12 protein-coding genes are annotated in these 14585 nt (G+C 59.2%); 4 read left to right on the top strand and 8 right to left on the bottom strand.

The window, feature by feature from the left end; all coding sequences use genetic code 11:
- Window positions 1–44: 44 nt before the first annotated feature.
- Window positions 45–1775: an N-acyl-D-amino-acid deacylase family protein gene (locus ACZ1JM_RS15820; protein ID WP_465133313.1), complete on the bottom strand. Its 1731-nt coding sequence runs from the start codon at window positions 1773–1775 to the stop codon at window positions 45–47.
- Window positions 1776–2701: 926 nt separating this feature from the next.
- On the opposite strand from ACZ1JM_RS15820, the gene ACZ1JM_RS15815 reads away from it, so the two are divergent.
- On the top strand, window positions 2702–6838 hold the full coding sequence (locus ACZ1JM_RS15815; RefSeq protein ID WP_465133312.1) for an autotransporter outer membrane beta-barrel domain-containing protein: 4137 nt from the start codon (window positions 2702–2704) through the stop codon (window positions 6836–6838).
- Between the two features lie 61 nt (window positions 6839–6899).
- Complete coding sequence (locus ACZ1JM_RS15810; protein WP_465133311.1) at window positions 6900–7958, top strand: TIGR03032 family protein; 1059 nt, start codon at window positions 6900–6902, stop codon at window positions 7956–7958.
- A 365-nt stretch (window positions 7959–8323) separates the two neighbouring features.
- Here the strand turns inward: ACZ1JM_RS15810 and ACZ1JM_RS15805 are convergent, their stop codons facing one another.
- Both ACZ1JM_RS15805 and ACZ1JM_RS15800 read right to left on the bottom strand, forming a co-directional pair.
- The gene (locus ACZ1JM_RS15805; protein ID WP_465135100.1) at window positions 8324–8449 is read right to left on the bottom strand and encodes a hypothetical protein; all 126 of its coding nucleotides are present in this window, start codon (window positions 8447–8449) and stop codon (window positions 8324–8326) included.
- Between the two features lie 79 nt (window positions 8450–8528).
- A complete protein-coding gene (locus ACZ1JM_RS15800) occupies window positions 8529–8795 on the bottom strand; it encodes an SDR family NAD(P)-dependent oxidoreductase (protein ID WP_465133310.1) in 267 nt (88 codons plus the stop codon).
- 268 nt (window positions 8796–9063) lie between these two features.
- Here ACZ1JM_RS15800 and ACZ1JM_RS15795 point away from each other — a divergent pair, with 268 nt between their 5' ends.
- Together ACZ1JM_RS15795 and ACZ1JM_RS15790 are read left to right on the top strand one after the other, a co-directional pair.
- Entirely contained in the window at window positions 9064–11286 is a 2223-nt protein-coding gene (locus ACZ1JM_RS15795) for a TonB-dependent receptor (protein ID WP_465133309.1), read from the top strand.
- Window positions 11287–11386: 100 nt separating this feature from the next.
- A complete protein-coding gene (locus ACZ1JM_RS15790; protein ID WP_465133308.1) occupies window positions 11387–12724 on the top strand; it encodes a spinster family MFS transporter in 1338 nt (445 codons plus the stop codon).
- Window positions 12725–12741: 17 nt separating this feature from the next.
- On the opposite strand, the gene ACZ1JM_RS15785 is transcribed toward ACZ1JM_RS15790, so the two are convergent.
- The 5 genes from ACZ1JM_RS15785 to ACZ1JM_RS15765 all read right to left on the bottom strand — a co-directional run bounded on the left by ACZ1JM_RS15785 (window position 12742) and on the right by ACZ1JM_RS15765 (window position 14507).
- Entirely contained in the window at window positions 12742–12870 is a 129-nt protein-coding gene (locus ACZ1JM_RS15785; RefSeq protein WP_465133307.1) for a hypothetical protein, read from the bottom strand.
- Between the two features lie 13 nt (window positions 12871–12883).
- Window positions 12884–12958, bottom strand: coding sequence for a hypothetical protein (locus tag ACZ1JM_RS15780; RefSeq protein ID WP_465135099.1), 75 nt, complete (start codon window positions 12956–12958; stop codon window positions 12884–12886).
- Window positions 12959–13031: 73 nt separating this feature from the next.
- Window positions 13032–13208 carry a hypothetical protein gene (locus ACZ1JM_RS15775; protein ID WP_465133306.1) on the bottom strand — a complete coding sequence of 59 codons (177 nt, stop codon included), beginning with the start codon at window positions 13206–13208 and terminating at the stop codon, window positions 13032–13034.
- 68 nt (window positions 13209–13276) lie between these two features.
- Entirely contained in the window at window positions 13277–13696 is a 420-nt protein-coding gene (locus tag ACZ1JM_RS15770) for a PaaI family thioesterase (protein WP_465133305.1), read from the bottom strand.
- Between the two features lie 43 nt (window positions 13697–13739).
- Complete coding sequence (locus ACZ1JM_RS15765) at window positions 13740–14507, bottom strand: carboxymuconolactone decarboxylase family protein (RefSeq protein WP_465133304.1); 768 nt, start codon at window positions 14505–14507, stop codon at window positions 13740–13742.
- Window positions 14508–14585 lie beyond the last annotated feature (78 nt).

Below are 14585 nucleotides of genomic sequence, written 5' to 3'. Positions count from 1 at the left end.
TTGGCTGGCTGGACCCCGCTTCCGATATTCGCCCGTTAGGTTGGCTACGCCGCCCTTTTGGCTTCGTGGCGCAAAAGCCTGCCGGGCATCAGCCCCGTCGCCTCATCATGCTCGCGCGTGATGACCCCATTGACCATGGTCAGCCGGTATCCGCTCACATCCTGCAGGAGTCTGCTCGCACCTTCCGGCAGATCATCGACGATCGTGGGCTTGCCGAGCCTGAGATTATCGAAATCAATGATGTTGATGTCGGCCCGCATCCCTTTTTCCAAGGTGCCGCGATCGGTAATACCCACGGCCCGAGCCGTGTCGTGCGACATCATCTTTACAACTTGCTCCACCGGCAGTGTTGGCCCACGCGTGCGATCCCGCGCCCAATGCGTGAGCATGAAGCTGTTCATCGACCCATCACAGATGGTCATCACATGGGCGCCCGCATCCGAAGCACCCAGGACTGCAGCGGAGTGCTCCAGCATCGGTCGGATCCGCTCGAGTCCTCCATCGACGTAGTTGTTGATGGCCAGCAACAGGCGAGGGTGGCGGCTGGTCTTGAGCATCATGTCGTACGTGTAGGACTGCGGCGTCTGCCCCTTTTCCTCGGCAAGACGCAGGACGTTGACGCTCTCGTCAGGCTCGTAGTTCGCTTCATCGCCCAGATCGTAACAGCGCCCCCAATGCTGATTGAGGAAGGAGCCAAAGCTGCCTTCGGGATCGGTCTCCGCCAGAATGCGCGCCTTCACGGCAGGATCGGCCAACGCATTCAGCCACTGGTCACGCGGCAGGCCCTTCTTGATCGCGAGGAAGCTGGCCCGTTCCATGAAAGGGTGGGTGCCATAAAAGCTGAGCAAGGCGCCAATGCTTCGGCCGCTCACCTGCCCGAACGCGCACGAACGCCCGTCTGCATTGATGCGGGCGGCCCATTCCAGTTGTTGGGACCAATAATCCGGATCAAGATTGGGCTGTAACAGCAGCATGTGCACATCGACGCCAGTCTCGCGGACGATCTCATCAAACATCGCCATCTCCTGGCGAATAGCGGACGGATCTTCACCGACGACTCCGGCTGGCGCAAACTCCATGACCCCGCCGTGTCTGGCGACCGGTTCTGCCAATGCCAGCAGCTCGCTCCGATCCGCGCCAAAATCGGGAGTCATGTCTCCGTGGACGGTACGATGAACTGCCGTGCGTGAGCTCGACACCCCGAAGGCGCCTGCTGCCATGGCTTCCTCAACCAGCCGGGCCATCGTTGCGATCTCCTTTGGATTAGCCGCTTGCTCGGTGCCGACTTTGTCTCCCAGCACGAACAGTCGCAGCGGACCGTGCGGCAAATATGCGCCTAGATCAAAGCTGCGAGGGCGCGAATCCAGAACGTCGAGATATTCGGGAAAGCTCGACCAGTTCCACTCCAACCCTGCGTGAAGTGCGCCACCGGGGATTTCTTCAACCCCGTCCATCAGGTCGATGAGTTTGCCTTCATCGCCGCGCGCCACGGGAGCGAAACCGACCCCGCAGTTGCCAAGCAGCGCCGTGGTCACGCCGGAGCTGAACGACGGGTCCAGCAACGGATCCCAGGTCGCCTGCCCGTCGTAATGCGTATGGATATCGACCCAGCCTGGCGTGACCAGCAGTCCTTCGGCGTCGATGGTGCGACGCGCGGGGGTAGAAACGGCACCGATCTCGACAATCTTTCCGCCGGACACCCCAATGTCGCCCCGAAACACCGGGCGACCGGTCCCATCGGCGACTTGGCCGCCCTTGATAAGCAGATCAAGCATCCTCTTCTCCTTATTTTTGATCATGCTACGTGCTGGAGAGAGAGGTTGCGCCTATCACAAAGGCCGGGGCTACTACTGACAGATGTCGGCGACAGGAAAATGACTGCGCACCGCCTTCAGTCGAATTCAGCCCCGCATCGTATCACGGACCAGATATAGGCATGACATCAAGTCCTCGCCGGACGAGTCTACGGTCATGACTTGGCCAACCTCCATGGCGAGTTCGATCGATTTTTCCCAGTTGGAGCTGATAGGAGGAGGGAAGCCGTTGAGCCGTCGCTACGTCCCGCAATTAGTAACCCCATGCCTCCTCGGGTCGCTTGCGATCGCAAGCCATTTGCCGCGCAGTGGTAGACTGCAATTCGACAGAAGCGCAGAATGTCGCGTTATTTGACACCACGCCATGACTGCGATTCAAATAGTTTACCATCTAAGGCCGCACAGACCTTTCAAAGCCATCCGGCTCTAACGTGGATATAAACGGCAGCCAACTCGCTTCAGCGGGGTCTTTATAAACCGGTATTAGCTGAGGCGTTATGTAACGCGCTATAATATTGCGACAAATAATTCATTTTTTTTGACACCTTGGGATCAAAAATGCGTCTCAGTTGTATAGCTATCGCTACTCCGAAAGAATCGGGCGAGTGGTGCTGAGCGTCGGCGGAACCGCGCAACAGAACCTTAATTGGGACATCATGGTTTCGCTCAGGGGATCCTGCATGAAATTATCTGCTTCGCGAAGTGGCGCTTTTGCGTCAGTTGGTGCTCGTCTAAAGTTAGGCACGGCACTTGCGCCCATAGCGATGGGGCTGGTGGGGATTTCAACCCCAGCATTTGCGGATAACGAGTGTGGAGTTCCTACCGCCGGCGGTAGTACTGTTCTCTGTACTTCGGCAGGTACATACACTTCAGGCATTTCTTATCCGTTGCAAGCTGATGCGGTTACCGTAGGGCTGGAAAACGACGTTTCGATCGCCACGACTGGCGACGGTGTTCGCGGCGTCTTCATCAGCGCATCGGGCGCCAATGCCATCGCTCTTAATGGCGGCACTGCTACGGTGACGACTTCGGGTGCAAATGCGAACGCAGTCGAATTGACCAGCCTCGGGGGTCCGGTTTCGGCGACGATCGGCAACGTTTCCACGTCCGGATCGCTGTCCGGCGGCGTCCGCGCAATCGGCGGCGTTGACGGCAATGTCACGGTAGTGACCGGCAACGTCACTACCACTGGTGTAGACGGCAGCAGCTTCTTCTTCCTTCCCAATTCGACCGGGATTACCGCCACGGCGGCTGGCATGGGCGATGTCTCGGTAACATCCGGCGCAATCAATACCACTGGTCTGGGCGCTCGCGGGATTAATGCCTCTGCGTCGGCCGGTGACGTCGTCGTCGCTTCCGGTCCGGTGACCACCACTGGCAGCAATGCCATTGCGTTGGCCGCCAACAGCGATACCGGCAACGTCACGGTCACGACCACTGGCGCAGTCAACACTGCAGGCGATGGTGCACAGGGCATCTATGCGACTGCACGCAATGGCAGCGCTACGGTGAATGCCACTACCGTAGCCACATCAGGCTTCAACGCTACCGGCATCCAGGCAATCTCGGGTGCCGGCGGAAGCAATGTGGACTTCGATCAAGTATCCACTTCTGGCACGTTCGCGAGCGGTGTTATCGCTGGATCGACCGGCGGTAATGTCACGATCACTGGTGGTGACGTGACGGCGGCCGGCACCTCTTCTTCGGCCATCTACGGGTATTCGGATACGGGTGCGGTTAACGTAACCACTACAGGCAATGTGGCTTCCACAGGCCGAGGCGGCTTTGGCATCTACGCCGCGTCGTCAACCGGTGACGTAGCGGTTTCGGCGAACAACGTATCGACCGTTTCAGCCGACGCTGCTGACACGGCCACCAGCCGCAGCGCGATCTATGCCGAGGGCGCAAACGCCAGCGTGGTCGTGACCGGCACGGCTGCCATGGCTGGTCAGGCACTCTACGGCGGCCCTGCAAATGCCGTGCAGGTGATCGCCACGAACGGCAATGCCAGCGCAAACGTCAACAATGTGACGTCAACCGGAGCAGGCAGCGACGCCGTCAACGTCTCTGCGACCGGTGGCATGGCCATGGTCAATGTAAATGGTGCGGTTTCCACCACGGGTGATGACAGCTTCGGGCTCTATGCTCAAGGCGATGAAGGCGTCACGATTACCGGTGCTGGCAACGTAACGACGAGCGGTGCGAATGCTAACGCAGTAGATGCGTTTAGCGCGAGCGGACCGGTGTCGGTGACGATCGGCAATGTTTCCACCTCCGGTTCGCTGGCGGGCGGGGTTCGCGCAATAGGAGGCGTCGATGGCGACGTCACAGTTGCAACAGGCAACGTCACCACCACCGGTGTGGACGGCAGCAGCTTCTTCTTCCTCCCCAATTCGACCGGCATCACCGCTACTGCAGCAGGCACCGGCGACGTCTCAGTAACGTCCGGCGCTATCAGCACTGCCGGACTTGGCGCCCGCGGCGTCAACGCCAGCGCATCCGCAGGCGACGTGGTTGTGTCTACCGGGGCCGTAACCACCACCGGCAGCAATGCGATCGGCGTTGCGGCGAACAGCGATACCGGCAATGTGGCGGTCACGACGACCGGCGCCGTCAACACCAGCGGAGATGGCGCGCAGGGCATCTATGCTACCGCCCGTAACGGCGCTGCTGCAGTGACGGCCACCAATGTAGCCACCACCGGCTTCAACGCCACCGGAATCCAGGCGATTTCGGGCGAGGGCGGCAGCACGGTGGGCTTCAGCCAGGTTTCGACCTCAAACCTGTTTTCCACTGGCGTGATCGCAGGATCAACTGGCGGCGACGTCAACATCTCCGGTGGTGGCGTCACGGCGACCGGCACCTCGTCTTCCGCCATCTACGGTTATTCCGACACCGGTGCGGTGAACGTTACCACCACCGGCAATGTGGCCTCGACCGGTCGCGGCGGGTTCGGCATCTACGCCGCGTCGTCAACCGGCGACGTAGCTGTTTCGGCCAACAACGTATCGACCGTTGCAGCTGATGCGGCCGACACCGCAACTAGCCGCAGCGCGATCTATGCAGAAGGCGCCAACGCCCGTGTCGTCGTGACCGGTACGGCTGCCATGGCCGGGCAGGCTCTGTACGGCGGCCCTGCCAATGCCGTTCAGGTCATCGCCACCGATGGCAACGCCAGCGCGGACGTCAACAACGTCACCTCGACGGGAGCAACTTCGCAGGCCGTCAACGTGACCGCGACCGGTGACGCTTCAGCCACCATTCGCGGGGCAGTTTCAACCACCGGAACCGGCGCTGATGCCGTATTTATCACGGCAGGCGACAACGCGACCGTCAACGTCGCCTCCACCGGCACGATCACGTCGGCCAATGGAAGCCTGATCAATGTCGATTCCCTGAACGGCACCACGATCAATAACGCGGGCGTGCTGGGATCGGCGGCGAACGGCTATACCGTCGTCGTGACGGGCGGCCCGGCGACTATCAACAACAGCGGCACCTTGAGCAGCGATATTCTGCTTACTGGCGGTAATGACACGGTGAACAACAGCGGTCGCTTCGTCGTCTCCACCAACCCCGATTTTGGTGCTGGTGCTGACGTCTTCAACAACACCGGTACTGTCGCGCTGGCCAGCGGACTGACGACCGCCGGTGCCGTAACGATGACCGGGCTTGAGCAGTTCAATAACTCCGGCCTTGTCGATCTACGCAACGGGATCACCGGCGATACGCTGACCGTCCCAGGGGCGTTCACCGGATCGGGAGCATCCCAGCTTGGTTTGGACGCCAATCTAGGTACGGGTGCTTCGGACCGGCTAATCGTTGGCGGGGCCGCAACGGGTAGCACCACCATCGTGCTACGCCAGACCGGAACGGAAACCGCGTTTAACCCTGGAACTGTCCTGGTTCAGACGGGGGCCGGATCATCGGCAACCGCCTTCAATCTTGGTGGCGCCGGTGGCGGGCTGGACGCGGGCCTCGTCCGTTACGACATCGTCTACAATCCGGCTACCGCCTCCTTTGGTCTTGTCGGCGGCCCTAGCGATACGGCTTATCGTACTCTCAATTATGTCGAGGGTATCCGCAGCCTCTGGCTCAAATCGGCTGACGTCGTCACCTCGCAATTGCAGGCACGGCGCGATCAGCTGTGGGCACAGGGCGAAGGCGAAACCTCCGGCAAGATTTGGGTCCAGATGCATGGCTCCTACGAAGATCGGGGCAATGGCGGCAATTACACCGCGTTCGGTGTGACCCGCGCGGTCAACACCGGCTATCGGCAGGACTACTTCGGCGGCCAGATTGGCCTTGATATCGGCGGCGGCAGCGGTGAGCGCGGTGGCTTCGCCTTCGGTGTGACAGGCGGCTACATCTCGTCTTCGATGCAATTCGACGGTTCAGCCGATCGGGTCAACTTCGATGTCGTGAACGCTGGCGTCTACGGCAGCTTCACCACCGGCAATGTTTTCATCAACGCCTTGGGCAAGTATGATTACTACTGGGCAGATGCGCGTGGCGGCGGCGCAGCCGGCTTCCGTGACAAGTCGAAGGGTGATGCGTACGGCGGTCGGGTCGAGGCCGGGCTGCGGTTTGGCAACGACGCCTTCTTCGTCGAACCTGCAGTCAGCATTTCCTATGTGAAATCGGACTTTGACAGCTTTGCATCGCAGGGTGTCGCGGTCGATTTCAACGATGCCGATGGCCTTCGCGGCCGTGCAGGCGCTCGTCTTGGAACGCAGATCGACCTGTTCGGCGCCAAAGCGTCGATCTACGCCGGTGGCAACTACGTCCACGAATTCAAGGGACGTGACAGCGTCACGTTCTTGAGTGGCGGGCAGGCTCTCACGTATGTCAACAACCGCGTGGGAGATTACGGCGAAGCGAAGCTGGGTGTTGAAATCGCCCAGGTCGGTGGGGTGAGCGGCTTTATCGAAGGGACCTATATCAAGTCCTTCAGCGATAACAGCGCGAACCGTTCCGACATCGAAGGCGCTGGCGGCCGCGCCGGTCTGCGCGTTCGCTTTTGATAAATACCGGGATTGCGCATAGCTTGCGCAATCCCATCCATAGCTCTCAAGGAATACCTGCGTGGCCCCTGCTGAAGATGCCCGGGCCACGCCCCCGACCCTCGAGTTCATCGTATCGCCGGGGCTTCCCAACTGGCTGATGCAACACCGCGTTTCATTCGGCTTTACATCATACCAGACCGGCCAACTGTTTCTGGTTGGGTTGATGCCGGATGGCGGCATATCCCTGAACCAGCAAAACTACTCTCAGGCGATGGGCCTCTGCTGGCATGACGGCCGCCTCTACCTGGCAAGCAAATTCCAGATTTGGCGGTTGGAGAACATACTTTTGCCCGGGCAAGTGGGCAATGACAGGTTCGATGCCGTGTTCGTCCCGCGCAATGCGCACACCACTGGTGATCTGGATGTTCATGAAATCGCGATCGATGCCCAGGGGCAGGTGATCTTCGCCAACACAAGTTTTTCGTGCTTGGCCACTCTCGATCCCGTCCATAGCTTCCGTGCTTTATGGAAACCCTCTTTCATATCCGAGCTTGCTCAGGGTGACCGATGCCATCTGAATGGATTGGCGATGCACGACGGAGAGCCCGCTTATGTGACAAGCATCGCGCGGACGGACGAACCGGGCAAATGGCGCGAGCATCGCGCGGACGGCGGACTGCTTATAGATGTAAAAACCGGAAGCATCGTTGCCGAAGGTTTCTCGATGCCGCACTCCCCCAGAGTTATGGGAGACAAGGTAGTTCTGCTGGACTCTGGCCGGGGCTACATCGTCGAAGTCGATCCCACCGATGGGTCTCGCAAGAATCTGGCGTTCGTGCCCGGCTTCATGCGTGGGCTGGAAATCCAAGATGGCTTCGCGTTGGTAACCCTGTCCAAGCCGCGATACGGAACGTTCACCGGTCTCGCCTTGGAAAATGAGCTTCAAGCACGAGGATTGGACGCGTGGTGCGGTGTCGTCATCGTCGATCTTTCGACTGGGCAAGTGGTAGAATCGTTCAGGCTTGAGGGTGACATCATCGAACTGTTCGATGTCGCAGCCCTACCCACGATCAAAAGTCCGATGTCATTAGGGACAACATCGCAAGAATTGATCGATACGGTCAGCTTTACCAGTTGAACGCATCATACTACCTTGCCATACGATTGCGCTGACAGGCGCATGTATGAGCTGACTATTCATAGGGTTCTCTAACACTACAGTCGAACGCCTTTTGAGAACACCGGGAAACACTCAAGATTTCCGGACTGGGCCATACGGATGACATTTTAAAAATGGCAGAAAAGGAAAAAGCCTCGATTTCTCCAGACTGTTTTCGACTTTCAGTCACCTGTGAAAAGGTGAGTGGCGCCAGAACAGAACCGATGGGTTCGATCCAAGCACTTAGAATGAAACAGCAAACGTCAACGCTCCGTTCGCCAACACCAACACTAACACCGACATCGGCTCGCGCCACCAGGTCGCACGTGCTGTCCTTGCTGACATTATAGGCGGTTATCGCCGGGCGGCTGGGTAATGCTCTGTTTTGACCCTGTGTTGATGACCAGACCGGGACCGCCGGCCGCCACCATGGCGGGGACGAACGCCTGCACTCCATGGATCGGCCCCATCAGATTGACACTAAGCACGCTGTCCCACCTGCGGGGATTGGAGAGCGCAACGCCGCCCCCACCCCTGCCCGCATGTTCATCAGCATCGCGACAGGACCGAGTCCGCCTCGACGCGCGCGTCGAGCGCCTCCACCGAAGCGCGGTCGGACACGTCAGTCTCCACTGCGAGGAAATCGCCGCCGAGCGCTTCCGCGGCCTCGTCCAGTCCTGCCCGGTCTGCGATGCAGACCCGCATACCATAGCCTTTGAATCGCGCGGCCGCGGCAAGGCCGATGTCGCTCGCTCCGCCGGTAATGACGGCGACATTGCCCGGAACGAGGGCCTCATGCACGGGGGATCGCGTCATGTCAGGGTTCCTGTTTCAAGCGATGTGCCGATATAGCGGGATTGGGGGCGGATCATGCGGCCATTCTTTCGCTGTTCGGCCGCAGGGGCAATCCACCCGGCCAATTAATAAGTCCCGATCTTGAATACATCGCCACCGCGTGGGCATTTTTCTGCAAAACAATGTCGTTTACATTCAATCGTGATATAAACTCCGCTGCATAATTCCGCTTGTGGGGAAGGCAGGAAAATACCTGCTTCCAATTTAGAATATCAGAGAGGGGATCATCATGCAGAAACTTCCTGCTTTGTCGAAGAATGCCCGTAGCGCATTTCTTCTATCGACATGCTTACTTTCGCTATGTTGGACTTCGCTCGCTCACGCACAGTCAGTCGATAGCTCTGCTCCTGATTCGGTGTCAGCCAACGCAAATAGTAGCGCCGATACACAGGGCGAGATCATCGTAACTGCGCAAAAACGCGAAGAGCGCCTGCAGGATGTGCCGGCTGCGGTTTCCGTCCTGAACACAACTGCGCTCGCCACATCCGGCCAAACCCGCCTCCGCGACTATTTTGATACGGTACCAGGATTCCAGGTGTCGCCATCACCGGGCGGCGGCAACCAGCAGTCCCTGACAATTCGTGGCGTCTCGTCCGGTGCCTACGCGAACCCCACTGTCGGGATCATGATCGACGAGGTTCCATTCGGCGCGGTGACATACGACTTCTCACCTGAAGTGGATCCCTCGGACTTGTCGCGGATCGAGGTCCTACGTGGCCCACAGGGCACACTCTACGGTGCAAGCAGCATGGGCGGCCTCATCAAATATGTGACGGTGGATCCGTCGACAAAGGAACTAAGCGGCCGGGTAGAAGCGGGTATCAATGGTGTAAGCCACGGCAGTAATCCGGGTTACGCGCTCAGGGGCGTCGTGAACCTGCCTCTGTCTGATACGCTCGCGGTGCGAGTGAGCGCCTTCAACCGCGAAGATCCCGGCTATGTCGACAATCCGGTGACGGGCGAGGAGGACGTCAACGTCAACCGGGTCACCGGCGCACGCCTTTCCGCCTTGTGGCGCCCGCTCGATAATCTCTCGATCAAACTGGCGGGGCTTTACCAGCGGACCCGCGCCAAGGGATCGGCCGAAGAGGTGATCGGAACCGGCTTATCCGACTATGAACAGAATTATATCTTGAATACCGGCCAGTCGGGCAAGACCGTCAAGGCCATAAGCGCGACCATCAATGTTGATCTTGGTGGCGTCGATATTACGTCGGTCACAGGATACGCCGACTACAATGTCTTCAACGTTCAGGATTACTCACAAAACCCACCATGGGGTGCGCGAGCGAGCGCGCTGTTTGGCGTTAATGGGTCAGCGTCCAGTTTCAACGCGAGCGTAAAGCGGTTCACCCAGGAAGTGCGTGCGTCGTTCAAGACGGGTGAGATGGTCGACTGGCTGGTGGGAGCGTTCTACTCACGCGAGAACACGCCGATCTTTCAGAAGATATCGGCCCAAGATACGACGACAGGTGCCATCGTCGGAGATATCATCACCTTCGATATTCCCTACAAGAACCGCGAGTTCGCCTTATTCGTCGATCCAACCCTGCACCTCTCCGATCGGGTGAGCATCCAGTTCGGCGGGCGTTATAGCTGGATCAAGTCGAACTTCGAATCCGTGACGGAGGGAGGCGCGCTTCTTCCGAATGGGCTGGTTCTGCCGGAGATCGTCCAGAAAGCGAACGTCTTCACGTACCTTGTAACGCCACAATTCAAGGTGAACCGTGATCTCATGGTGTATGGCCGACTGGCGACCGGATATCGCCCAGGGCGCTCGAACTCTTTCAACTCCGCCGCACCGGGCGCTGCCAACGCCGACCGGACGACCAACTACGAGATTGGCGCCAAAGGCAGCATCCTGTCTGGCATGCTGTCCTATGATTTGTCGGCATATTACATCGACTGGAAGGATATCCAGATCACACTTGTCACGCCGAGCAACGGACTAGCCTACACAGCCAACGCCGGACGCGCGACGAGCAAGGGAATCGAGTTTTCCGCAGCACTTCATCCAGGCAGCGGCTTCACTTTCAGCGGTTGGCTCAATTACAACAAGGCAGTGGTGACCGAAGGCGTGGTGAACGCGGCGACGTTTGCCCCGGCGGGCGCCAACCTGCCCTTCAATGCGCGGTTGACCGCCAATTTCTCTGCCGACAAGAGCTTTACTCTTTCGGATACGCTGAATGCCAATATTGGCGTAACCTACGGCCGCACTGACGATCGCCAGGGCACCTTCATCGGCTCAGCGGCCCGCGCGTTCTATCCCGGGTTCGACAAAGTCGACCTGCGTGCGGGACTTACCGGAGAATCATGGGCGCTGAGCGTGTTCGTGCGTAACGTCGGGGATGTGCACGGCCGCCTCGGCGGTGGTCCGGGAAGCTTCCCGCCTAACGCCTACTCGTTCATCCAGCCGCGCACGTTCGGCGCTGCTGTCTCAAGGACGTTCTGACAATAGGGGCCACCGCAACCAAGGTGTGGTGGCCCCTGCCCCATGATCGGGCGTTTAGCAGCACATTATCGAGGATCATCGATGCTTCGGTTCACGAACCATGACTGAGGCCGGCTTGCCGGGCCAGTCCCAGGTCGACCCCTCGCAGGTTGCCTCCAAGGACATGCTGCACGAACCCTGGCTGCTGTATAGCGCAAGGCAGCGGGTCATATTCCTGTTGATCCTCTTCCTGGTCGGCGCATCGAACAACATCGATCGCAACATCCTGGGAGTGCTGCTGCCGCAAATAAAGGCCGAGTTCAGTCTGAGCGATACCAAGCTCGGTTTCCTGAGCGGTGTCGTGTTTGCCTTTTTCTATGCGACGCTTGGTTTACCGCTGGCTCGCTTGGCCGATCGCGGAAATCGTGTTCGCATTGTCTCGTTCTCGCTGATGGCGTGGAGCTTGATGACGGTGGCCTGCGGCCTCGCCCAATCCTTCTGGCAACTTGTGATCGCCCGGATCGGCGTGGGAGCCGGCGAAGCAGGCGCCTTTCCGGCGGCGCAGAGCCTTATCGCTGACTATTTTAGGCCCGACAAACGCGCGGGAGCGATGGCGATCTTCATGATGTCATCGACGATGGGTTACGCGGGCGGCCTAATATTGGGAGGCTACATCGCCGACGCTTATGGTTGGCGAACCGCGTTCCTGGTTGTCGGGGCGATCGGCCTGCTACTGGGTCCGGCATGCATGACATTGCTGGCCGAGCCCCGTAAGGGACGTGTCACCACGGTAGACACGGAGCCGTTCCTGATCGCTGCTGCCGCGTTGTTCAGGTCCAAAGCGTACCGTAACATCCTCTACGCGATCTGCGTCTATTTCTTCATGGCCTATGGCGCCTTGGTGTTCATCGTATCGGTCATGACCCGCTTGTTTGGTGTGAGCGTACAGACGGCTGGCGCGACCTTCGGAACGATATCGATGGCATCGACCATCATCGGAAACCTGATCGGCGGGCAATTGGCGAACCGCCTGGCCCGAAAGCGGCTCTCCAATCTGCCTCGCACGGCAGCCTGGGCGATGATCGCTACCGTGCCGCTATTCCTGTTCGCGTTGTCTAGGTCGACGCTTGGGGACATGAGGGTTCCGCTGTTCTTCGCGATGATCGCGCTCAGCATCATGTCCGCGCCGATGTTCTCATCGTTATTCTTGGTGTGCGGCAGCAACAGGCGCGCGACGGCGGTGGCGATCGTCCTGTTCTTCGGAAATTTGATAGGCTTGGGACTGGGGCCGCTATTCACGGGCTACATAAGCGACCGGCTGTCACCGGAATATGGCACCGGAGAGGGGCTGCGCATGTCTCTCCTATTGCTATTCAGCCTGATGCTGGTCGGCGGTTTCTGCATGTTCCGTGCAGCGCGATCACTGGAGACGGAGCTTCGTGGCGGCGTTCAAACCTGACCATTTCAAGGACGCAATCAAGGAAGGCCAACGATCTGAGCAGTATGGCCCTTGCCGGCGAGCCATTTGATCAGCGCAGCGAAGGGCAAGGCCATCGTGGCAGTGTTGCGCAGCAGATGCACGGCGATCTGCTGCGCGCCGTGCATCTGCTGCGCAACACTATCGTAAGGTCATCCGGCGATGCGTTGCCAGCGGCGTGACAGAGCCGGGCTGCACCTGCAAAAGCCGTTCCATGTCGTCTGACTTCGCGAACGAGAATTTGCCGCTATCGAGCAGGTCGGCGATTTTTGTTCAAGTCCGCGCGACGTCATGCGGCAACGTAATGGGCCAGAAATGCGCCTTCTTGTCTTGCAGGAACAGGTTTTTCGTATGTGCTGCCAGTAGTGCCTGATGGAAAGCCGAGCTCGCCTCCACCGTGAAGCTCATGCAGCGTGGCAGGCACACCCAGTGCGGCAAAGTCGGGATAGAGATCTTCTTCTGTCATCCGTGTATCCATTGATCATGCAAGCTGCGGTCGGCCCCCTTGCGACGAGTGCCAATGCAGTTTCCTGTTTAGCGCCGCGCTTCGTAATGCCTGTAAATGGCTGTAGACCGCGCAACCGGCTCCCCCGCGACGGACATCAGCGCCCGCGTGAAATACATCGTTTTCGTTCGCTTTTCCAACGCCACCTGCATCTCGACAAACGAACCAAGGGGTACTGCCGCGAGATAGTCGACGCTGAGGTTGATAGTAGGGGCATGATTGCCAAGATCGTCGTAGCTGACGATCGTGCACAGTTGGTGATCGGCGAACAATGACATGACCCCACCGTGACAGGCGCCAAGAGCGTTCAAGTGATCTTCTTTCACTTCGAAGGCTAGGCGCCTTTCGGCACGGTTCACGAAGATCGGCGCAATCTTCTGGCTGAAACCAGAATTGGCGAATTTGCCGATCTCTTCATATCCGTGAGGGACTTTTGTGTTCTCTGTCATGCTGTTCCCAAGGTTTCGCGACACCGAAGGATTTCTGGCTCGATCATTCCGCTCGACCGTCGCCTGCCTGCTCAGATGTGGCGGCGGAGATCACGGCCGGTATGCTATCGACGCACGCGTGAAGACCCAGCAACCCGACAAGCTGGAACACCTCCAGGATTTCCGTCGGAGTGACGCCGAGCTTCAATGCGGCGCGCATTTCAGCCCGCATCGCATCGCGATTCAAATGGGTTGGGGAGGAAGCGAGCGCCAGACGAACGAGCGCTCGTTCCTTCGACGAGAGCCGTGCTTCGCCCTCAGCCAGCTCCATCAGCTCGACAAGCGCCTGAGCATAACGAGGCGCCATGGAGGCAACCACGGCGAGCCAATCCGGACGTTCATCGAAGATAGCCGCAAATCGATCGAGGAGCGGGTCCGCTCTCCCCTGATCCACCGCGACGAGTGAGCTGGCCTCTTCAATCAGTATAGCCACGCCTGCAGTCACGCTGTCCAGTCCCTGGAGAGCTGCGATAAGCAGCACCTCGACGATATCGGCGCAGGAGCATCCGGCAGAGAAGGCTTTGCGGAAGTGGATTTCCAGTCCCTGTTGATACAGATGCGTCGTCGAGGCATCCACGGCGATGTAGATCAGCTCGCGTGTTCTCTCATCCAGCGGCCCCTCGCTCTGCACCGCGTCCGCATAGGCAAGGTGGCCCGCCAGCCAGCGCGGATTGTGGCGCAGGAGGCCATCGTTGAAGTCCGCCCAATATCCCCGCGAGCGAATGTAGGCTTTCTTGAACTCCTGCTGCTCTCTCGAAAGCTCGTTGGGCATCTGAGGTCTCCTGCATGCCGTTGGGCGGTAGCCATGCCCGACAACGTTATCTTGCCACACCGCTTCCCGCGGCGCGCG

The organism is Novosphingobium sp. BL-S-24 (genome assembly GCF_055521575.1).
This window is presented reverse-complemented; position numbering and strand designations above follow the sequence as displayed.

Excerpts from the sequence above, each read along its gene's own strand:
- ACZ1JM_RS15795 (WP_465133309.1), top strand. The coding sequence starts at position 9,064 with ATGCAGAAACTTCCTGCTTTGTCGAAGAATGCCCGTAGCGCATTTCTT.
- ACZ1JM_RS15785 (WP_465133307.1), bottom strand. The coding sequence starts at position 12,870 with ATGCACGGCGCGCAGCAGATCGCCGTGCATCTGCTGCGCAACACTGCC.
- ACZ1JM_RS15775 (WP_465133306.1), bottom strand. The coding sequence starts at position 13,208 with ATGACAGAAGAAGATCTCTATCCCGACTTTGCCGCACTGGGTGTGCCT.
- ACZ1JM_RS15800 (WP_465133310.1), bottom strand. The coding sequence starts at position 8,795 with ATGACGCGATCCCCCGTGCATGAGGCCCTCGTTCCGGGCAATGTCGCC.
- ACZ1JM_RS15770 (WP_465133305.1), bottom strand. The coding sequence starts at position 13,696 with ATGACAGAGAACACAAAAGTCCCTCACGGATATGAAGAGATCGGCAAA.
- ACZ1JM_RS15790 (WP_465133308.1), top strand. The coding sequence starts at position 11,387 with ATGACTGAGGCCGGCTTGCCGGGCCAGTCCCAGGTCGACCCCTCGCAG.
- ACZ1JM_RS15805 (WP_465135100.1), bottom strand. The coding sequence starts at position 8,449 with ATGGGGCCGATCCATGGAGTGCAGGCGTTCGTCCCCGCCATGGTGGCG.
- ACZ1JM_RS15820 (WP_465133313.1), bottom strand. The coding sequence starts at position 1,775 with ATGCTTGATCTGCTTATCAAGGGCGGCCAAGTCGCCGATGGGACCGGT.
- ACZ1JM_RS15765 (WP_465133304.1), bottom strand. The coding sequence starts at position 14,507 with ATGCCCAACGAGCTTTCGAGAGAGCAGCAGGAGTTCAAGAAAGCCTAC.